Source organism: Peribacillus sp. BM1, assembly GCF_056679975.1.
Window position 1 is genome coordinate 3,444,252 of the sequence record NZ_CM155259.1, and the last position, 22,262, is coordinate 3,466,513.

Below are 22,262 nucleotides of genomic sequence, written 5' to 3' on the forward strand. Positions count from 1 at the left end.
TTATCTGATGTAGAATTATTAATAGTAACCCATTGTTTTGTAAAGGAGGAATTCATCTATGGGATCGTCAGCTATTTTGATTCTTGTCGTTATTTCACTTGTTTATTTCATTTATGAAGCGATTGCCGATTAATCACTTGTATTGCCATGGATGGACCTACTTCATTTCTTCGCTTGTTTCTAATCAGAAAAAGAAGTGGCTTTTCATTTTAATAGCCTTAACTAGTCTTGCCATTAACAGATGGCAAGGCTTCTTTTTTCCTTCTTTGATTTTTTCATTATAGATCGATTAAAATTCAAACGCGAATAAACCCGTCGAAAAAAAGAGACGAGTTTCGTTTATAATTGAATATAGCCATAATGAAATAAAGAAGTTTTCCTTTTGATTGTTGTGAATCCCAATTGCTCGAAACGTTTACTTTGAAAATGATCCTTTAGCACGACTCGATTTCTAGCAACCCGCTTTGCCTGCACTATCGTTTCTAGTTGTAAATCTTCATGTGATGCAAATTGTGCCAACCCTTTCATACCTTCTGATTCTTCAATACGTTCTTCAAACATCGGATCAAAGTACACCACATCGAAACTATTATCCGTAAGCGTCTTTAACACCTCAAGATGATTGCCTGTTTGAATATGGATTCTTTTCATCGCGGCATCCATAAGTTCAATGCCACTTTCCCACTGCAACAGTCCTTGTTCCACAATAAAAGAGACGATCGGATTTTCTTCAATTGCTCTAATTTCCCCACAAGGACCTGATACATAGCTCGCGATGATAGCATCTGCTCCTAGGCCTAGTGTACAGTCAAGTATAGAGGACCCTCTTTCAATTTTAGCAGCCGCTATATACGGATCTTCTTCCCCATTCATCAATCGTTTAGTACGAACCATTGCAATATTCGGATGAAAGAAGAAAGGCATAGTTCCAGAAATTTTATGAAGTTCCAGTTTGTTTTTTCCTACTACTAGGCAATCCATTCTATAGTCTTGATGCATTCTAGCTATAGAACGTTTATTCCTCTGGTAAAATGGAAGTGAAAATTGAGCGGCAATACTTTTAGCTTGTTCAATATGTATATCATCGGTGCGACCAGCTGTTGTGACAAACATGATAGCTCTGCTACTAAAAATGTGTATAAATATACGTATCCAGAGTTTTCTTGCTTCAACGAATCCTGTTTCGCTACTTTCTCGCTACCGCAGTGGGTTTGATTCTCCACAAGCGTCAATTCCCGACTAGCCATCGGTACATATATGTTGTTTAGTTAAGTTAAGACAACATATTTGGTTGCTTGTTTTAGATTTAAACTAGCGTTATGATCTCGATCTAATTCAACTTTACAGTTCTCACACTTGTAAATTCGATCCGATAAAGAAAGATTAACTTTCTTGTGTCCGCAACATGAACACAATTTAGAAGAAGGATAAAACGTATCGACTTCTCTAAGCTCAATTCCAAACTTTTTGCAAGAATGAAGTAAGCGCTGTTTAAAATCATAAAACCCTTGATTGGCAACACTTTTTGCTAGATGTCGATTCTTCATCATGCCTTTAACGTTGAGCTTTTCGATCGTAATAAATGATGGTTTGGTTTTCACCATCATAGATACTACATGTTGTCGATACGCTTCACGAATAGTTAAAAGCCGTTGATAAAGTTTCTGAACTCTGAGTATATTTTTATTGAGGTTCCGCCTCTCTTTAGCAGCAGATTTCCCACCTTTCTTTTTGTAAAATTCGTATTTTCGACTAAGAGATCCCTGTTCTCTTTTTAATTTCTTCTCAAACTTTCTTACTCTTGATGTTTTGTTGATATTTCTAAACGAATGACCATTGCTTGCAAACGCAAATTCTTTGATTCCTAGATCAATACCTATACCTTCAGATTTCTGTTGATTATTTGAATAAGGAAAATCACACTCAAGGAGTGCCGAAATATAGTATCTTCCTGCTTTTTGTGTAATCGTACTATTTTTTGCCTGTTGTTTGACAGGAAGATACCCTTTTTCCTTCAATCGAACCCAACCAAGAAAAGGAACTTTGATTCGATGGCGTTCGATAAGAAGATCGCCTTTGTTGTTTCTCGGTGCGTGGAAAGAGACATCTTGATTCCTTTTCTTTTTAAATCTAGGGAATTTAGATAATCCCTTAAAAAACCTCTTAAAGGCGTTTTCCGCATTCATAATGGATTTCTTGCGAGCTTTTCCATAGGCTTTTTTAATCCACTCAAATCCTTCTTGGACAGATAGTTCGTTATTAACATACTTATCAAAGTCCATACCACTTACAAATTTTCCTTCTTTCTCATATACTTCCTTATTATAAGAAATAAACTGATTATAAAGGAATCTACAGACACCAATCGTTTGGTTTAATTTAATAATTTGCTCTTGAGTTGGATAAATCTCTGTTTTATAAGTTTTCATCCAACTCACCATCCTTTTTAATTGTATTCTTATATCTTCTTAATCCGTAGATTCGACATGAGAAGACATGAATAATAGAAATCAAATCTTGAACCAATTCTTGTTGTGGAGACAATTTTTCGTTATTCACAACAATTAATTTTGTACCGTGACTCAAAAGGAATCGCTCAAACCAGTCATAACCAAAACGAATAAAGCGATCTTTATGTGAAATATAAATCTCTGATACGTTATTTTCTTGCACATCCTTCAAAAGCAAGTTCCACTTTTTTCGGTTATAATTTAACCCACTCCCGGTGTCTTTCACCACTTCATCAACATTAATACCTTTTGTATTTACAAATTGTTGAAGAAATTCAATTTGTAAATGCAAATCGTCTCTCTGACCTGAGTTAGATACTCTAGTGTAAATAACTACTTTTCTCTTATTTTCATTTTTCGATGCAGCGCCTATATACTCTAGGTATTGAGTGTGAGTATAATATCTTCTTCCTGTCGGTGTTCGAAAAGCGGTGGTCAATACACCTTCTCTATCCCATTTTTGAAGTGTTTTGACTGATCGATTAATAAGTGTTCCAAATTCATTAGGCTTGTAATGTTTTTCCATAAACATATTGTGTCACATATCTACACATATTTGCATATTTTTAGTAACTGTTTCTGTTCTCCTTTTTATTCAACTAAAAAGCTGTAGAGACTTATCTAAAAGGTCAGGCCCCAAGAGATAAGTCTCTACATACTCCAATACTAAATTATTTCTTTTGTGCAAACGCTGTAAGAAGGTTTTCCATTACCGCTTCCATCGGAAACCCTTCAATATCATGGCGTGGAATGAAGTGGATCACTTCTTTTCCCTTTAATAAAGCCATCGATGGTGAGGATGGTTCATAACCTGTGAAATATTCACGCATTTTTGCCGTAGCTTCTTTATCTTGGCCGGCGAACACGGTCACGATATGATCTGGTTTGTTTTCCGAATTTAACACCGCTTGAGTTGCTGCTGGTCTGGCAAGCCCTGCTGCACATCCGCATACTGAATTCACAACAACAAGAGTTGTTTCTTCATTTACTGTATTCATGAAATTTTCTACCTCTTCAGGAGTAGTAAACTCCGTAAAACCCGCTTGAACAAGTTCGGCACGCATTGGTTTTACCACTTGTTTCATATATTCTTCATATGCCATTGACATAAGTAAATGCCTCCTTTATTTTCCGATATACCATAAGAATACTATACATATTAACTATTATGCAAAAAAGTAAATCGTCTATAATACGTTTAAGTTAGATAATCCGCTCATTTTTTCAAAATAGTTAACCGACTACTCCACTACTTCTTGAATAGGTCTGAAGTTTACAATTCCAAATTAAAGAAAGCCAGGCCCAACTCTTATTAGAGAATTCGTGTATAAACACTTTCTTCTAATTTAGAGTGTGAACTCCAGCCCTTCTTTAACAAGCTTCTGTATAGATTAACTTCTCATTTGCTTAGATTTTCATTACGCCACCTGTGTTAGCACTTGTAACAAGCTTAGAATAACGTGCCAAATAGCCCGTTTTTACTTTTGGCTCAAAGCCTTTCCAGTTTGCTTTACGTTTTTCAAATTCTTCGTCAGAAACTTCTAATTGGATCGTACGATTATTCAAGTCAAGTTCGATGATATCACCATTTTCTACAAATGCAATTGGACCGCCCTCTGCTGCTTCTGGAGAAATATGTCCAATTGAAATACCTCTCGACGCACCTGAGAAACGTCCATCTGTAATCAAACCAACTTTGGCTCCAAGACCTCTACCAACGATTTGAGAAGTAGGCGCAAGCATTTCTGGCATACCAGGTCCCCCTTTAGGACCTTCATAGCGGATGACTACAACATCGCCTTCTTTTACTTTCCCAGTGATAATTCCAGAAAGTGCGTCTTCTTGAGAATCGAAGCAGATTGCAGGACCTCTATGGTAACCGCCAACTGCTGGATCAACAGCTCCAACTTTAATAACCGAACCATCTGGCGCTAGGTTACCGAATAATACAGCAAGGCCGCCTCGCTCAGAATGAGGATTGTCTAATGGACGAATAACATTTTTGTCCAAGATTTCCGCCCCAGCAACATTTTCACGTAATGTTTTACCAGTTACAGTTAGGCAATCACCATTGATTGCACCCGGCTTTTTAAGAATCTCATTGATGATGGCACTAACGCCTCCTGCGTTATGAACATCTTCAATGTGATAATCTGATGCCGGAGCGATTTTTGCAAGATGAGGTACACGACTTGCAATATCATTGATACGTTCTAATGAATACTCAATTCCAGCTTCATGTGCTAATGCAAGTGTATGAAGTACTGTGTTTGTTGAACCACCCATCGCCATGTCCAACGCAAACGCATTGTCAATTGCATCGATTGTTACGATATCACGTGGTTTAATATCCTTTTTGATAAGCTCCATTAATTGCGTAGCTGAGCGTTTAACAAACTCTTTACGTTCGGGAGCTACAGCTAAAATTGTACCATTACCAGGTAGGGCGAGACCAAGACCTTCTGCCAAGCAGTTCATTGAGTTTGCAGTAAACATACCAGAACAAGAACCACATGTAGGACAAGCAAATTGCTCAATCTCTTGTAATTTTGCTTCATCAATTTTACCAGCTTGGTAAGCTCCAACCCCTTCAAAAACAGAGTTTAAGTTAAGTGGGTTACCTTCTTTATCCACACCCGCTTTCATTGGTCCACCACTAACGAACATTGTTGGAATATTGACACGAAGAGCCGCCATCATCATCCCTGGCGTAATTTTGTCACAGTTTGGAATACAAATCATTCCATCGAACCAATGCGCTGAAACAACAGTTTCAATTGAATCGGCAATAATTTCACGGCTTGGCAAGGAGTAGCGCATACCGATGTGACCCATGGCGATTCCATCGTCAACTCCGATTGTATTAAATTCAAAAGGCACACCACCCGCTTCGCGAATCGCTTCCTTTACAATTTTTCCAAATTCCTGCAAATGTACATGTCCTGGAACGATATCAATATAAGAGTTACAAACGGCGATAAACGGTTTGCCGAAATCTTCTTCTTTAACGCCGGCTGCACGCAACAAACTACGGTGTGGAGCACGGTCGATTCCTTGTGTAATCATGTCACTTCTCATTTTTGGCGTAGACATTTGTTGAAAACCCCCAATATATTAAGTTAAATAATAAATAGCATTATTTAGTATTCTCTAAAAATTCTAACACAATTAAATCTAATTGAACACATGATATGTCAAAATAATAATAAAAGTCTCTCTCTTTTTTATACGTTAGTATAAAAAAAGAGAGAGACTTTTTCTATTTATCTATGCAACATATTATTCTTCTGCCTGTCTCGCTTCTGTCATTTGCTTCCAAACAGAACCTTTTGCTTCTTCTCCATTTTCAATCCGATCAATCGCCATTTTTATTTGCAAAGCCACTTCGAATTCAGAATCTTTTTCAGCCTCTTTTAAAGCAGATAACACGCTTTTATCGCCAGATTCATAGAGAAACATTGCAGCACGCCATCTAACAATCTTACTTTTATCTTTTAAGGCAGATGCCATTTCCGTCATCGCTTCTGCAAATCCGAGATCAGATAAGCAATCACCAGCCGTTCTTCTCACTGCTGGATTTTTATCATTTAAGCCAAGATAAAGAGCAGGTAATACTTTTCGATCTTCAATCATTCCTAGTAATACGACTGCTTCTCTACGTACGGATACTTTACTGTCTGACAGAGCTTTTTTTAGCAATGGAATATCATCTATAGTTGGATCCTCCATTTGCTCAAGTGCTTGATAGCGTTTTTCCCAGTTTTCATCCTCAAGCATCTCTGCAGTAAGCTTGATTTTAGTCCGTTTTACTAGTTCTTTTTTGTTGTCGTTCTCTTGCTTCGCTTGAGCTACAAGTTCATTTATCCGCTCTGGTGGATACGCAGCAATAAGCTCTTCAGATACTTCTGCACCAATTACATCCATATCTCCGTATCTGACGCCATAGTCTTTCCATTTTCTTTGCAAAACAACATTATCATCTTGTTTTTGCGCTGCTTGAACAGCCTGAGCAAAGTTTTCCGGAAGGGCATAACGCTTTTCACTATTTCCATCATTAAGCTTAATTTGATATGGCAATCCTTTAAACTGCAAAATCGAAACATTGACTTCTCCATAATGATCGAGAATTATCTGTCCCGCTTCTTCATCGCTAGTATCTTCACCGAATACTTGGCGAACTTTAATCAAAATTTCTTGCCAATCATATTTACCATTTCGCTCAACGGCTAAGAAATCAGCAACATGATAAACGCCCTTAACACCATCGATATTTAAGATTTCGCGGATCAATTGCGGCGCTTTTTCGGCTTCCTCTTTTTTATAATTATTGCTTCTACCAGTTGGAAGCTCTTCGGTTAAGTTAATTTTCATCGTATTTGGGCTTGGTGTAGGTTCAATCGATATAATATTCATACGTTCGCTCCTTTGCACATATTTTTAGAATATATGACCATAGTTTATCATAATCTAGGGTTTAGACGCTTTTAGTGTGAATGATTAGTCATACCTAACCTACTTATTCCTCTAATTTCTCCGCTAAATATTCCCATCGTTCAAGCATATAATCAAGCTCTTCTTTAACTTTCGTCTCCTCTTCCATTAAGAGGCGAAGTTTATCAAAGTCACTGCCTGCTGTTGCCATTTCCGCGGTAATACTCGTTAAACGTTCTTCGGCTTTCTCCATCTTCTCTTCAATTTCTTCCCATTCCTTCGTCTCGGCGTAGGTCAATTTCTTTTTCTTTTTCTCAGAACGCTGTTGCTGTAATTGAACAACTGGCTTCTCAACAGGCTCCACTGCTATTTTTTCTTCTAAAAACTCAGAATAGCTACCGTAATAATGACTGACAACAGCATTTCCTTTGAAAACAAACAGCTGGGAGCATGCTTTATCAAGAAAATAACGGTCATGTGAAACAGTGACGACTACGCCAGGGAATGTCTCCAAATAATCTTCAAGTACGGTTAATGTCTGAGTATCGAGATCATTGGTCGGCTCATCCAAAAGCAAGACATTCGGTGCCGACATTAGTATCTTCAATAAATAAAGTCTTCGTTTTTCTCCGCCTGAAAGCTTTCGGATTGGTGTACCGTGAGTGTGTAGTGGAAAAAGAAATCGCTCGAGCATTTGAGCAGCAGATATATAGGTTCCATCCTTCAAGGCAATCGATTCGGCTGTCTCGCGAATATATTCAATCATCCGCTTACTATCGTCCATATCTTCACTTTCCTGTGTATAGTAGCCGATTTTCACAGTTTGCCCTGTTTCAATCACACCAGAATCTATGTTTACTCTACCTGCCAAAATATTAAGCAACGTCGACTTTCCTGTTCCATTTTGACCGACGATGCCAATTCTATCTCCTCGTTTAAATAAATAGGAGAAGTTATGTAGGATCGTGTGATTGCCGTATGACTTCGAGATGGACTCAAGCTCCAACACTTTTTTCCCTAAGCGTGCCCCGCTTAATTCGATATCAAGAGACTCTTGCTGCGATTTATTTTGCACATCCGATTCGAGGGTTTCAAAGCGTTGAATTCTTGCTTTTTGCTTCGTTGTTCTCGCTTTTGCGCCTTTTCTTATCCAAGCCAGTTCCTTTTTGAATAAGCTTTCCTTTTTGCTTCGTTCAATGCCTTCATTTTCTTCTCGGATTGCTTTTGCTTCTAGAAAATCTCCATAATTTCCTGTGTATTCAAATAGGCTGCCACCGCTAAGCTCCCAGATTTTATCCGCTACCGTATCAAGGAAATAACGATCATGGGTTACAAAGAGAGCGGCACGCTTCGATTTCATTAAATATTCCTGTAACCATTTAATGCTATCGTAGTCAAGGTGGTTCGTTGGTTCATCAAGAATAAGCATATCGGTTGTTTCAATTAACGTTTTCGCTAAAGCTGCCCGTTTTTTTTGCCCACCTGACAGCTCATCTAATTTCCTTGAAAAATCAGGGAGTCCGAGCTTTGTTAAAATCGTTCTAGCGTCAGCACTTGTATCCCATGCGTTTAATGCATCCATTTCCTGTTGTTGCTTTAATAACCTGTTCTGTAGCTCGGTATTATCCGAATCATTTTGCAATTTTTGTAGCGTGTTTTCATAGTCTTTAATGACTTTAAAAACAGGGTAGTCACTTTCATAAAGGAAATCCATAATGGTAACACCGCTAGGAAAATCTGGATCCTGAGATAAGTATGAAATGGAGTAGTCGTTAGGGTGATCCTTTTTCCCAGTGTCAGGTTCCTCAAGTCCAGCGATGATATTTAAAAGTGTTGATTTTCCTGTTCCATTTACACCGATAATACCAATTTTATTGCCTTCAGAAATTGAAAAAGAAAGGTCTTCAAAGACTAATTTTTCACCTTGCATTTTTGTTACGTTTTCCATTGCAAAAACTTTCATATTTGTACATCCCATTCTATATAAAATTGCTGTAAAAATTCCTGCATATACTGATTTCGCTTTTTTGCCAATTCTTTTGCTGTGTTTGTATGTAATTGATCCGCTATCTTCAATAATTTATCATAAAAATGCTGGATCGTTGATTGCTTTGCCTCGATTGTATCTAAATCTGGATGATGGATTGGATTGCCTACACTTCCACCATACGCAAATGTTCTTGCTATTCCAATTGCACCAATTGCGTCCAACCGATCGGCATCTTGCACAATTTTTGCTTCAATGGAAGGTAGTCTGGATTGTCCTTTACTATACGAAATAGAATCAATGATGGCCGTTACCTCGTTGATGGTCTGCTTCTCAATTTTGGAATGAAGAAACCAATCATTTAATATGCGCCAGCCATCTCCTTCAGATTCATTTAATTTACGATCAGGTATATCATGTAATAATGCAGCTAATTCAATTGTAGGTACATGACCCCTTTGCTCTTCAAATGCAATATGCAAGGCCATTTTTCGTACCCTGTCTGTATGGAACCAATCATGTCCTGTTGTGTCATTTCCAAACCTATTCTTCACAAAGATTTCAGCCAATTCAATTAGATCTTTATTCATCGTGCACTCCCTGGTCTTTTTCTTTCATATTGTATCATGCTGGAACGCTTTGGTCATTCTTCATTAAACCAAGATAATCCAAGAGTCTTTGGACCTGCATGAACACCAACGGCGCTGCCTATTGGGGAGACATGGATGATAATGCTTGAATCGATATCATGAATGACGTCACGCCATTTGTCAGTCTGCGAAGGCGATGCACCAAATAATAAACAGCATTCCTTCAGTTTTTTGGAGTTATACGCTTTTTTAAATAGATCAAAAATCCGCGCTTCTGCTTTTTTCTCGCTTCTCACTTTTGCTATCGTCGCAAGCATGCCATTTTCAATCGAAATAATTGGTTTGAAGTTCAACATACTGCCGAGCAGATATTGAGTACCAGAAAGCCTACCACTTCTATGAAGCTGGTCGAGTGATCCTATTAATACATACGTCTCATTGCTCTCACTATATTTCTCAGCTTCCCGTAATGCATCACTGACCTCCATTCCGTTTTCGATATTACTCATGATTTTTCTCAACACCATTGTCAATGGATAAGAAATGACAAGTGAATCGAATACATAAACAGGAATTGAAACCATTTCAGCTGCTTGCCTACTTGCAGCAACCGTTCCACTTAAGCTTCCCGATAAATGAACGGAAATGACACAATCATACCTCTCTTCAAGTGACTGATACAATTCCATAAAGGTTCCAATAGAAGGCTGAGACGTTGTCACTACCACCTTTTCTTCTTCCATCACACGATAAAGTTCTTTTGGTACAATATCAATTCCATCTCGATACTCTTTTCCCTTCATTATGACAACCATCGGGACGATATAGATATCATCATTTTTCTGTAATTCGTCATCCAAGTAACCAGTACTGTCCATCACCCAGGCTATACGTTTAGTCATTCTGAATGCCCTCCACATGTATGTAATCGTTTTCTAATTATATGATGGAACAGGAATGAACATTTGCTTTTATCGAAAATAGGCCATTCCCCTAAAGTGAAACTTCAATCAGTAGGGGATTCTTCCCATCCCCCACTGGTTGTTAGTACCGTTCTAGTATCGCTAATACCTCCGCACATCATAGGTAAAGCGACGCTGCGGGATAAAAAGCCTAATTCTCAGAAATCTCAATCAACGTATTGATCAGATGGATTGGGAATCAGGCTATTTTAAATTTCCTATTTACTCGGTTTCAATAGAGAAGTGTCTTTATTTCGTCTTCTAGTACCTTAGGCTTTGTTTGTGGAGCGTATCTGCTGATAATATTTCCATTACGGTCTAGTAAAAATTTTGTGAAATTCCACTTGATACCCTTTGAACCGAGCATACCAGGAGCATGTTCGGTTAAATATTGAAACATAGGATGGGCATTTTTACCGTTCACATCAATTTTAGCAAACATCGGGAATGTGATGCCATGATTTAATTTACAGTACGAATCAATTTGAAGATTATCGCCAGGCTCTTGTGAGAGAAATTGATTACATGGGAAACCGAGTATGACCAAGCCGTCATCATGATATTGCTCGTATAACGCCTGTAGTTCATCGTATTGCGGCGCAAAACCGCATTTACTTGCCGTATTAACAATGATGACTACTTTCCCTTCGAATTCCCCCATTGATATATGTTCACCATTTATTTTTTTAACATCAAATTGATAAATAGACATACAAGGTCACTCCTTTGACTAGTAGATATATTGTATATCATTTCATGCTAACTTTCCCATTTTTACGTTTTACTTGAATATAGGTTCTAATTGCTCCAACGTTTCAATTACATAATCGACAATTTCCACAAGATCATCTATCTGTTCTTCTTTAATTAGCCTTCCAAAAGAAATGGTACATTTCGTTGTATAGAGAATTTGCTTTTCTAGATTATTTTTCGTTTCGGATTCCGTTTTTTCAATGAGACGAGTTTCACCCCAAATACGGGTAAGGACATTCATTAATTGTTGAGTTTGAATTTCATCCAGCTTATCTTGGATTGCGACCATAACTTTTAGGATTGACCCTGAAGCAGATTCATGATTGGATTGGGGCAGCAATTCAGCACTAAGGTTTTCTAATTTCGAAATCAACTTTATTCCAGCGAGGACCTTTTTTCTTGTATGTACATGTTTTAACTCCATCTCCATACTGAACTCTCGTGACAAATCTGCAAGGTTCACTAAATCTTTTCGATTCGTCACAAGGATATCACCGTCTAAATCTCGGTCATATACCGCTCCTTCAACTATAACTTTCATATTATCAAATGCAGTAGGATCAAATACCATAACACACCTCTTGATTAATTTTTTTCTTAGCTTCATATTTTACCATAGGACACGTTTGTCCCAAAAGCGAATGGCCTCACACTCTATCCCCCGTTTATCGTGTCATATACACGTCTTTAAAGTGAAACATCAATCAGTGAGGATTTTAAACAATATATAGCCGATCCTTTCGTAATGGGTGTTATTTTAACACTTCATACAGGCGATGTTCCCATCATTATGCAATCATTAGGTTCATTTTAGACAAAAAATGGTGCCTTATTACTGAAACTTCTATATAATAAGTTTTATTAGAATTTTCTAATTCTAATAAAACCGTGAAGGAGGATATGAATTGCCTATAAAAATTCCGGGTTTATTACCCGCCAAACAAATTCTCGAGCAGGAGAATATTTTTGTAATGGAAGATGAACTGGCAACCAAGCAGGACATTCGTCCATTAAATATACTTATCTTGAATTTAATGCCGGAGAAAGAAAAAACGGAAGCTCAAATTCTTCGTTTTTTGGGAAACACACCGATTCAAGTGAATGTTTCATTTTTACGATTAATCTCGCATGAAGCAAAAAACACAAGTAAGCTTCATTTAGATCAATTTTATAAGCCTTTTTCGGAGGTGAAAAACAATAAATTTGACGGGATGATTATTACGGGTGCACCCGTTGAAAAGTTGGAATTTGAGGAAGTAGATTATTGGGAAGAGCTTCAAGAAATTATGGATTGGACAACCAAACATGTTACGTCAACCTTACATATATGCTGGGGTGCACAATCAGCCCTATATCATCATTATGGAATTAACAAACACGAGTTACCAAAGAAATGTTTTGGTATTTTTCCACATCATGTTCTTCAGCCTAACGAGCGGCTTGTTCGCGGCTTTGATGATCAATTCTTGGCTCCACATTCCAGGTACACGGACATTAATCTTGATCAATTGTTGACTCAAGAAGAGCTGATCGTACTTGCCCAATCAGACCAAGCGGGGATCTTGCTGCTCGCATCAAAAGATGGTAGAAGAATTATGATTACAGGACATCTTGAATATGATGCCGACACATTAGGACAAGAATATACACGTGATAAGGCAAAAGGTCTTCTAACGGATCTCCCTGAGAATTATTATCCAGACGACAATCCCGAAAAGACCCCACTTCATCGCTGGAAAAGCCATAGCAGTCTTTTATTTTCAAATTGGCTCAATTATTATGTATACCAAGAAACACCTTATGAATGGGATTAAGGTAATAATACCTCATTAATCTCATGCTAAAAGAGACCAACTCGTTTAAAAGTTGGTCTCCTATCCATTACATCATATTTTTGTAAGTTCTTCCTCAAAGTAAAAAGTTGACGGCTTTTCTTTGATTACATACGTATACTTTTTCATATTTGGAACATATTGCCACTTCATAATTGTTACTTCTTCACCAGTTTCTCCAAGGTTGACAACTTCGCCTGGTTGGAATTTATTCTTATTGGACACCGTCCACACTCCCTCTCTAAACTCATTATACCATAGAAAGAGGAAAGATAGTCTTATACCTTCTATTAGCTTTGTTGCGAAAGATATACTTCCTCAAAAGGCTGTACGACAACGAAGCCATTTCCTTGAAATTTCATTTGAATCGATTCACCACTTGCTCGCCCAAAAAATGATTTAAGTGAAACATCTGTGACAAACTCTGGCTCGAGGTGCCCAGACCAAGCAACAGTTGCATTTGGATCTGTATACACTGGATTTCCTGGTTCAACTAGTAGAGTAAGAGGTTCATAATGAGACGTGAAGGCTACCATTCCGGTACCTTTCAACGTAACGTTAAAAAGACCGCCTGCCATCAAACCAGCAACCTTACGCATTAGCTTAATATCCCAGTCAATACTAGGTTCAAATGCAAGTAAGTCATTACCATTCACAGTAACTGATTCATTATATAAATTCAAAATAGAGATTTTCTTACCTTGATCGGCAACATATAGTTTACCCTGCCCTGTAGCTTTCATAAGCGGAGCCCCTTCGCCCGTAAATGCCTTCTTAAAGAGCTTGCCAATCCCATGTTCAAGAATGCCTTCACGTTCAAACTTTATGTTACCTCGATAGGAAATCATCGATCCCATCTTTGCCCAAATTTGGCTTTCAAGGTTAATTTCAAGAATTCTTGGTGTTTCCAATTCAAACAAACCCTGCCCTTTATCTTCTTGTTTCGTTTGATTAATGAATTGATCTATTCTGTATTTTTCCATACTAATCAGCTCCATTATTTTTTTCTAAACATAAATACCCATATGAATGAAAGCGATTGCTGTGAATCTTTTTCTAAGTAATCAAGTTTTGTAAAGTCCACTCCACGCTTCGGAATTCCTTTTTCCGCTATGATTTCCCAACCGTTTTCCGTAGCTAATTTTTCCAGATCCCATGATTGCAAAGTATTTATAATTACGTCTTCCCCAAGGATTTTAGGATAGCTATGCTTCTTTCTTGGCATAGCAGTTGGTCCCAATATACCTATACAGCCGTAACCGCCTTGCTTTACAACACGATGCATTTCTTTTAGGGCAAGTACTGGATTTTCGGTCCATTCTAGCGAGTTTATCGCCATAATGGCATCATATTCTTGATTCAAGAATGGAAGCTTTGCTAAGTCACCTTGAACAAATGATATATGTTCAATTCCAAGTATCTTTGATTGAGCGATTTCAATCATTTCAGAGGATAAATCAAGACCAGTAACATGAAAAGCCTGACTTGCAAGTTTAAACGATCCATACCCATCTCCACAACCTAAATCAGCTACTTTTGCCCCAAATGGAACATGTTCTTTAAAGAAAGGTATGATGGTCTGCCTACTTCCCGTTTCCCACATTTCTTGTGATTTTTTTGACCAATCAAGTGCAAATTGATTCCATTGTTTCTCGGCATCTAAAAGCCAATTATGTATAGTCATGTTTCACACCTCATCTCTTTAACTGTATCTAAGTATTTTGCTGAATTTATTGCACGTCTGCAAATGAAATTAGCTATTTATATTTACGATAATGGTTGAAAAAGGTTTCAGTATATTCTATTATTTATTTATAAAAACATCCATGAGCGTCTGCTCTAAAGCGGTTCAGGTTCTCAAATTGTATCACCTTATGAAGATGGCGGTGTGCAGCTGATTTTTTAGAAGCCCCGCCCCTTTTCCACGGAAAGACGGTTTAAGCACAAAAAACCTGACTTCGCAATTACGATTACAGCATAAGTTTTGTAGTAAACTTAAATATACTATGTGTAAAGTGCGAGGTCAGGCCCTCTAAACCATTCTTATTTTTCTACGTCTTCATTTTTCTTTTGTATGGCTCTTAGTTGCTCTATTCGTTCTGGAACTTCTTGAAAATATTCGACTAGATCACCAATTCGATCGATGGAATCCCAACTTAAATGATGTTCAATTCCTTCAACATCTTGATAAATATTTTCTTCTTTTACCCCAATAATCTGCAACAATTGTTCTAGCAGATCATGGCGAAACACAAGCCGTTTCCCTACTTTTTTTCCATTAGCGGTTAGCACAAGCCCGCGATATTTTTCATAAACTAGATATTTTTCTTGGTCAAGTTTTTGTACCATTTTCGTAACTGAGGAAGGATGAACAGACAGGTTTTCTGCAATATCAGAAACCCGAGCATATCCTTTTTCTTCTATTAATAAATAGATTTGCTCAATATAATCCTCCATACTCGGTGTAGGCATTTATTAATCCTCCCATTCATAAGAAAAGCGCCAAATAAAGAACTTCGACTAAGTTCCACCTCATGCTGTGGCGATCGCCGAAGTTCGTACGTCCTATGTAACCCTAATCGAGATAGTAGGATGCTTTCGCCAAAACTCATTGAAAAACCTTATACTTTCTTATCCATCAAGAAAAACGGTCACAGGTCCTCGGCACAAAAAGCTAGTTATTCTACCATAACTTATAAGCCAAGAAAACACGCACCCGACGATAGCGAGTGTGACATGTATAAGGTTAGACTCTAAAATGTATGAAAAATTTTATCCCGCATTAACGGACAGTTCCCCCACCTCAAGGCTTAAGAGGAATCGAAGAAGCCTAGGTGGGGGATAACTGCCCGTAAAAGCCCGATTGGTGAGATACAGTGAAAAAACTTACCGCTGTGGTGATCTTCAGTGTTTAGTTGAGGCCCACAGGATGTGGGTCACACAGACGAAGACATGAGGACGCGGCGTACTTAGTCTGTGATTCATTGAATCGGGTTCATACTGTCTGCGATCTTAGCGACAGTAGAATAGGACTAACAATCAGCGGGAGATAAAGACCCCCACTGATTGAAGTTTCGCTTTATACATATACAAAAAATTCTACTATATTAAACTTACTTAAACAAGTACAAAGCAAAAGACTTTACTCGTATACATTCGTTTCTTTCGGAAACTTCCAGTTGATTTTCTTTGACTGTTCATCCCAAACCAAGGCTGCATGAAATGTTTTGTCCCCTTTTTCAAATCCTTCAATCACATCCGTTTCCCCTGATTTTAATAATCTTTTCAAGGTTACCTGCGTAATGTTTTTATTAAGGATTTTTTTCGAAACGGTAAATGTGCACTTCGTTGTCGAATAATTTGTGCAACCGTAGAAATTACCTTTATCGACTACTTTTCCATCGCATAATTTACATGGGCCAAGTGATGCAGAACCCTTTCGTTTCGAAGACTTTCGTTGAATCGATTCTGTGTCAAATTGAGAGAAATCCCATTCATTTGAAGCTTCTATTGCGTCAGTAATGATTTTCGATGATAATTTCTTTACAGCTTCCATAAATGTTCCTGCAGATGCTTTGCCTTCGCCTATTTCTCTGAGACGTTGTTCCCATTTCGCTGTCATTTCTGGTGATGCAAGAATTTTTTCACCGATTGCTTCAATTAACACTTTCCCTTTATCTGTCGCAAAGACTTGGTTTTTTTGAACCGTAATATACTTTCGATCCTTTAGCATCGTAATAATCCCAGCTCTTGTTGCCTCTGTTCCAAGGCCTTCTGTTTTCATTAATACTTTTTCAAGCTGCTCATTGTCAAGATGCTTTCCTGCAGTTTTCATAAGCGTAATCAGCTGACCCTCGGTATAACGCTTAGGTGGCTGTGTTTTTCCTTCTTTCACCTTACATTTCACTACTTTGCCTGTATCTTCTTTTTCAACATTCGGAAGCAATACATCCTCGTCTTCTTTCTCATTATGAAAAATGACCTTCCGCCAACCTTCTTGAATTTTCTGCTTCCCCTTGGAGACAAATTCAGCCCGTTGATCAACCATTGTCGTTATCGTCGTATAATCAAAAATTGCTTTATCATAATGAGCAGCGATTAATCTTTTAACAACTAAATCGTACATTTTTCTTTCGTCATCAGACAAACGGGCAGGATCTGTCACTTGTTCTGTTGGAATAATAGCATAATGATCGGTCACTTTTTTTTCATTGACAAAGCGCTTGTTATGGAGAATTGATGACTGTGGCAGTGGAAAGTATGGCGAATAGTCGGCAAACGTACTCAATTTAGCCATGATATCTGGAAAGGTTTCCGCTTCTCCCTTTGTTACATAATTGGAGTCTGATCTAGGATAGGATACGATGCCTTTCTGATAAAGGCTTTGTAAAACATCAAGCGTTTTTTTTGGTGGGAATTTATACATTTTATTGGCAGTTGCCTGTAATGCAGACAAATTGAATAGTAGCGGTGGCAGAAATTCTTTGCGTTCTGTTACCATATCCGTGATTTTCGCATCTTTTCCCTTACAAAATGCTGCAATTTTCTCAGCCATTTCCTTATCGTCTATACGAGTCTCTTGATTCTTATGCCATTTCCCCTGATAGTTTCGGCCTTCCATATTAAAATCAGCAAGCACTTCCCAAAAAGGCTTTGAGACAAATTGTTCAATTTCGTTTTCCCTTTTCACAATTAAAGCAAGCGTTGGCGTTTGCACTTGTATAACCTTTTTCGGGTAAATTTCTATTCTATTTTAATAAATAGACGCTAAACATACTAGATATAAATATTTTGCTAGTTATAATATTATACCCAAAATTAACTTTATTGGGTTATAATGTAAAAGTAATAACATTTATTAAATACCTTTCAAGTTAAATTATAACTCATTTACTGGACAGTTTGGGAAATTAGACAGTATGAAAGAAAGAAGGAGTTTTTTATGGATATATATGTTGTTAGGGAATTCAAAATTTATAAAACCAGTGGAGGAATTGAAGAAGACATAACAACAATTGGAATCGGAATGAGAAGTCATAAAACTAAGAACATTATTCCATCTCCTATAACCAATTTCATTAAAACAATGTATCGAAATAAAGGCAAGTCTTTAAGTAGCCAACGAAATAGCGCCTATGCAGTTACAAGGTTTTTAAACTACATAATAAGTCAGATAAAAAATGAAAACAGTCATTTTATGCATTTAGAAAATAAGGGGATAAGTGGGTTAGGATTAATACATGGCTCGCAATACATATCTAGTTTATCTTTACGAGCAAGAACTGGAGAACTATCTCCAGAATATGTTAACGATCAAATGAGATATATAATTAAATTTTATTATTGGCTAAAGCTACAAAATATTATCATTGAGGATTTTGAAGTAGCGTACACATCTATTAAACGTGGCCGACATAAGCAATTAGTTGAGGTTAACCCTTTTGATGATATAGAGCTAGAGACTATTTTCGCAGGAAAGGATGAAAGAGTAAAAAGTATGTTATCTGATTTTGGGGTGAATAGGTATTACCTTACAGTAAAATTTATTAATATTGCAAGAAGTATTGCACCAGACATTGTATTGGGAATCTGTTTTCAGTTCTTTGGCGGACTTAGACGATCAGAAGTTGTTAATTTAACACGGCAAAGTGTCATAGATCAAGGTAATGGACTGACCTTAGAGATAAGGGATAATCAAAAAGAACTCTTCCCTAACATAAAAAACACATCCCACATTCAGGTGAAGACCCAAAGAAATCAATCTCTATTAATGAATAACCTAATGGTGAACATTTACAAAGAACACCTCAATAAACTAGAAAGCATAGAAGAAACAGGAGTCCTTCTAAATCCACATTCCTTATTCGTATCCGACCGTACTGGATTGCCTATAACAGGAAAGCAATATCACACGAAATTTATGAAAGTGAAAAAAGCCTTTTTAAAAACCTTAAGTACTGAGGAAAATATAAATGACTACCTACTTTTAGCCAAGAATAATTGGTCTACTCATATCGGTAGAGGGGTATTCACTAACTTTCTGTTGGATCTTGGACTTAATACCACCCAAATAGCGATTGCACGAGGGGATAAAGATATCAATTCTGCCCTAGCCTATGTTGACGAAAAAACAGCTATTGAAAATATGAAAGTTGCCATAAACAATATTCGTGATGCTTATGATAATAGAACCTCAATAATTGATACACCTTATTTAGATAAATGGAAAGAGGTGAACACCGAAGGTTATGAATAAGAAATTATATCCAAGATATGAAATATCCCGATTACTAGATATTTCTTACATGAAAAAAATAGTAAAAATATTGGACGAAAATAATATTCGTCCAGTTTTAAAAGATGCCCAAAACATTGAGTATTACAAGGCAACTGACGTTGAATTCCTGCTCGCAAAACAAATTGAGCTTTATCAACATTATGAAGCCAACTACCTTCTTTACGAAGAAGCTAAAGAGCTTGGAGCTAGCATCCATGACCTAAGTCTGTCTGATCCAACAGAATTGCCAGTCCTCATTAGGATAAAAAAATTTTATAAAAGAAAAATGGTTTATTTACAAAGTTCACTTAATAAAAGAATTGAAAAAAGAGAATTAATTAAGGTAGCACATTGCTATACCTCAAATGAAGTTATACAACTATTCCAAATCAGAACTAGTGATGTCAAAAGTTTCTTAAAGAAACATGATATTGAACCGATCGTAAATAATGTTGATGGAAAAGGCTCACGATGGAGTAAGGCTAAAATTGACTCTTTACTTAAAAAACGTGAAAATCTTTATAGCTATTATGATCAAAACTACATGACCTATAAAGAAGCTAGTAAATTATTGAATGTTAAAATGATTAGCAGTCATACGATAAAGAAGTACAATTTGGTTATTGAAGCACTCCCTTCTCTTATTAAGTTCAAACGTTTTAAAAAAACACACGTAGTTTTTTCAAAAAAAGTGGTTTATGACTACATCAGAATTAAACATGATAAAGAAAACATGATGAATGAGAAAACGGAAAAAGTGCTGAAAGAAAGAAAAAATGAAGTCAACATAAAAAAAGAAATTCCCTCAGAAGAGAACCTAATTAGAAATTATACTTCCCTACAAGATATAAGAATGCTTTTAAGATTATCCAATACACAAGTGCACACAGTCCTGCATGAAAACAATATAACACCAAAATATACTTTAAATAATGTTAAATGGTATGTAAAAAAAGAAATTAACCAACTTAAAGAATTCCAAGACCAGCTTTATTATACATTTGAGAAAGATTATATAACCTTCAAAGAGTTACGTGACTACGAAATAAGTGTAAATTCTATTACCAAATTAACCTCCACAGCTGTTCCTAGAATCATAAAAAAAGAAAAATTCAAATATTTAAATGTCGTATACCATAGGAAAGTGATTGAACCTTATCTAACTCAACGAAAAAGAGAGCAACTCAAAACCGATTTAACTACTGACGTTACTATCCCATTTCCTATTTTTGAACGCTTGGTCTCAGAATTAAACATCACCATTTCGGAAAAGGCTCCCTTAACACAAAAATATTGGGTCTCTTTTGTTCGGCAAACTTTAAATAAAACTAAGGGGAATAAACAAAGTGTTAAGAAACAAATTATTCGTTTTGTGGCAATAACTGAATTATTAGCTAATGTAACTAGAACAAAGGAAATATTCGCTTACACTGCAAAAGAATTAAGTTTATTGTTATTTAATCGAGAAATATATCAGGAGTATCAAATTACTTTTTATACATTTTTTAATACCATTAACAATGAAATGCCTTTTAATATAATTGACTTAAACAAAATTAAAAACCCAAATGAAGAAAAAAGAAAAAAGAAGGTTAGTAATAAGGAAGTGTACTCCCCTACTCAGTTTATCGATTTACTAGATTATGTAGGTAATGTTGACCTACATAAGCACAAAGCCATTAAAGATATACATGTTGGCCTTTGTGACCTAAAAAAATATAAAAAATACGATTCTGCTTGGTTATACGTTTTACTTCACATGAATAACGGATGGCGGTCAGCCGATTTCGCTTATAAAATTCCACGACTTGAATTACCAGATAATATTTTAACTACCTCAGATTTGGAGAAAAATGATTTAAGCATGGACGATGCAAAGTATATAGTTGTTCAACTTTCAAGTAAATTGCAGGCTTTAAAGCATTCCAAAAACCAGAAAACAAATTACTTTTTTTGTTCAGAAGAACTATTATATCCACTAGCTAACGCACTAATATTAAGTGAATTAAGAACAAGAATGTTTAAATCACATAAACAATACTTGATTGACTTTAAGAATGAAAGAAATGAAATGCTTAAGGGTACACATGATTCATTTTTTGAAAATTATAAAGAAAACTTCAAATTTAGTTCATTGAAGATGAATCGCACCTTAATTGGACTAATGAGCGATGTAATAAAGAAAAAAACAAATAGAAATCCATTAGAAATTTCAAAGTTTATTCGTAATCACTCAGATCTTGATACAACTAATTCCTACATCAATATACCACAAGAACATTTAGATTATATTGCAAGCCAGCTATTTAATAAAGGCTACTTCGGATATACTTATGACTTATTTACAAAAGCCTTACTTGAGACACCTAGTAAAAATACAGATAATATAATGAAAAAAACAGCCATAATAAAAAAGGTGTTTGGGGATATTTATAAAATAGAAAACTTAGCTAGGTATATTAATATTCTTGATCAAGAAGATGAAGATCTACTTCATTATCTAAATGAACATTCTGAGAAAGAACTTCAGGAAAAAATGCTTTTATTAAATCTTGGACAGCTTCCTGCCAAAGAAGCAAATTATCAATGCATATTTGGAAAATGTGTATTTTTAGAACGAGATTGCAACCGGTGTCCTTTTGCTGTTCCACATTTTTACGCGTTAACCCAAATTGGAGGAAACATGTTGAAGCGAATTAAGGAGTACCAGGAAATACACAATAATTCTATGTATCAGGGAGAAAAAGTAAGAATTTCAAATTTGTTGATCTCCGACCTACTAATTTTAAGCAATGCTAAGCAGAAGTTTGGTGAGGAAATATTAAGTGCTTTTATTAAGATAGACTATGAGGATTTAAAAGAACAAATCAGATCATTACCTAGTCCGTATGAATTCATGACAATAAAAGGAGGTTGAAAA

At 36.4% G+C, this 22,262-nt stretch carries 18 protein-coding genes and 1 pseudogene; 3 read left to right on the top strand and 16 right to left on the bottom strand.

Annotated features, from left to right (window positions below):
* Positions 1 to 339: 339 nt before the first annotated feature.
* The 11 genes from AC1MGI_RS16610 to AC1MGI_RS16660 all read right to left on the bottom strand — a co-directional run bounded on the left by AC1MGI_RS16610 (position 340) and on the right by AC1MGI_RS16660 (position 11,804).
* Positions 340 to 1,113, bottom strand: a complete 774-nt coding sequence (locus AC1MGI_RS16610) for a class I SAM-dependent methyltransferase (protein ID WP_480346346.1) — start codon at positions 1,111 to 1,113, stop codon at positions 340 to 342.
* A gap of 155 nt (positions 1,114 to 1,268) precedes the next feature.
* Positions 1,269 to 2,429 (bottom strand): RNA-guided endonuclease InsQ/TnpB family protein, encoded by a 1,161-nt coding sequence (locus AC1MGI_RS16615; protein ID WP_480346348.1) that lies wholly within the window; start codon positions 2,427 to 2,429, stop codon positions 1,269 to 1,271.
* Positions 2,416 to 3,036: an IS607 family transposase gene (locus tag AC1MGI_RS16620; protein WP_480349834.1), complete on the bottom strand. Its 621-nt coding sequence runs from the start codon at positions 3,034 to 3,036 to the stop codon at positions 2,416 to 2,418. The genes AC1MGI_RS16615 and AC1MGI_RS16620 overlap by 14 nt, the downstream gene beginning before the upstream one ends.
* A gap of 145 nt (positions 3,037 to 3,181) precedes the next feature.
* The gene (locus AC1MGI_RS16625; protein ID WP_403070763.1) at positions 3,182 to 3,619 is read right to left on the bottom strand and encodes a BrxA/BrxB family bacilliredoxin; all 438 of its coding nucleotides are present in this window, start codon (positions 3,617 to 3,619) and stop codon (positions 3,182 to 3,184) included.
* A 298-nt stretch (positions 3,620 to 3,917) separates the two neighbouring features.
* Complete coding sequence (gene ilvD / locus AC1MGI_RS16630) at positions 3,918 to 5,588, bottom strand: dihydroxy-acid dehydratase (RefSeq protein ID WP_480349836.1); 1,671 nt, start codon at positions 5,586 to 5,588, stop codon at positions 3,918 to 3,920.
* Between the two features lie 201 nt (positions 5,589 to 5,789).
* A complete protein-coding gene (locus AC1MGI_RS16635; RefSeq protein WP_480346350.1) occupies positions 5,790 to 6,923 on the bottom strand; it encodes a conserved virulence factor C family protein in 1,134 nt (377 codons plus the stop codon).
* Between the two features lie 103 nt (positions 6,924 to 7,026).
* Positions 7,027 to 8,904 (bottom strand): ABC-F family ATP-binding cassette domain-containing protein, encoded by a 1,878-nt coding sequence (locus tag AC1MGI_RS16640; protein WP_480346352.1) that lies wholly within the window; start codon positions 8,902 to 8,904, stop codon positions 7,027 to 7,029.
* Positions 8,901 to 9,518 (bottom strand): HD domain-containing protein, encoded by a 618-nt coding sequence (locus AC1MGI_RS16645; protein WP_480346354.1) that lies wholly within the window; start codon positions 9,516 to 9,518, stop codon positions 8,901 to 8,903. Before AC1MGI_RS16645 ends, AC1MGI_RS16640 begins: the two co-directional genes overlap by 4 nt.
* Before the next feature lie 53 nt (positions 9,519 to 9,571).
* A complete protein-coding gene (locus tag AC1MGI_RS16650; protein ID WP_480346356.1) occupies positions 9,572 to 10,420 on the bottom strand; it encodes a DegV family protein in 849 nt (282 codons plus the stop codon).
* 292 nt (positions 10,421 to 10,712) lie between these two features.
* Complete coding sequence (locus AC1MGI_RS16655) at positions 10,713 to 11,192, bottom strand: glutathione peroxidase (protein WP_480346357.1); 480 nt, start codon at positions 11,190 to 11,192, stop codon at positions 10,713 to 10,715.
* Positions 11,193 to 11,261: 69 nt separating this feature from the next.
* On the bottom strand, positions 11,262 to 11,804 hold the full coding sequence (locus AC1MGI_RS16660) for a hypothetical protein (RefSeq protein ID WP_480346359.1): 543 nt from the start codon (positions 11,802 to 11,804) through the stop codon (positions 11,262 to 11,264).
* A 334-nt stretch (positions 11,805 to 12,138) separates the two neighbouring features.
* On the opposite strand from AC1MGI_RS16660, the gene metA reads away from it, so the two are divergent.
* Complete coding sequence (gene metA / locus AC1MGI_RS16665) at positions 12,139 to 13,047, top strand: homoserine O-acetyltransferase MetA (protein WP_480346362.1); 909 nt, start codon at positions 12,139 to 12,141, stop codon at positions 13,045 to 13,047.
* Positions 13,048 to 13,119: 72 nt separating this feature from the next.
* Here the strand turns inward: metA and AC1MGI_RS16670 are convergent, their stop codons facing one another.
* From AC1MGI_RS16670 to AC1MGI_RS16690, 5 genes and pseudogenes are all read right to left on the bottom strand, one after another.
* Complete coding sequence (locus AC1MGI_RS16670) at positions 13,120 to 13,290, bottom strand: hypothetical protein (RefSeq protein ID WP_172796823.1); 171 nt, start codon at positions 13,288 to 13,290, stop codon at positions 13,120 to 13,122.
* A 65-nt stretch (positions 13,291 to 13,355) separates the two neighbouring features.
* Positions 13,356 to 14,048 (bottom strand): AIM24 family protein, encoded by a 693-nt coding sequence (locus tag AC1MGI_RS16675; protein WP_062178807.1) that lies wholly within the window; start codon positions 14,046 to 14,048, stop codon positions 13,356 to 13,358.
* Between the two features lie 14 nt (positions 14,049 to 14,062).
* The gene (locus tag AC1MGI_RS16680) at positions 14,063 to 14,749 is read right to left on the bottom strand and encodes a class I SAM-dependent methyltransferase (protein ID WP_480346364.1); all 687 of its coding nucleotides are present in this window, start codon (positions 14,747 to 14,749) and stop codon (positions 14,063 to 14,065) included.
* A 359-nt stretch (positions 14,750 to 15,108) separates the two neighbouring features.
* A complete protein-coding gene (gene mntR / locus AC1MGI_RS16685) occupies positions 15,109 to 15,537 on the bottom strand; it encodes a transcriptional regulator MntR (RefSeq protein WP_403070744.1) in 429 nt (142 codons plus the stop codon).
* 670 nt (positions 15,538 to 16,207) lie between these two features.
* A pseudogene (locus AC1MGI_RS16690) lies at positions 16,208 to 17,785 on the bottom strand (type IA DNA topoisomerase); the annotation flags it as partial.
* Positions 17,786 to 18,007: 222 nt separating this feature from the next.
* Here AC1MGI_RS16690 and AC1MGI_RS16695 point away from each other — a divergent pair.
* Both AC1MGI_RS16695 and AC1MGI_RS16700 read left to right on the top strand, forming a co-directional pair.
* Entirely contained in the window at positions 18,008 to 19,321 is a 1,314-nt protein-coding gene (locus tag AC1MGI_RS16695; RefSeq protein WP_480346366.1) for a hypothetical protein, read from the top strand.
* Positions 19,314 to 22,259: a hypothetical protein gene (locus tag AC1MGI_RS16700; protein WP_480346368.1), complete on the top strand. Its 2,946-nt coding sequence runs from the start codon at positions 19,314 to 19,316 to the stop codon at positions 22,257 to 22,259. The genes AC1MGI_RS16695 and AC1MGI_RS16700 overlap by 8 nt, the downstream gene beginning before the upstream one ends.
* Positions 22,260 to 22,262 lie beyond the last annotated feature (3 nt).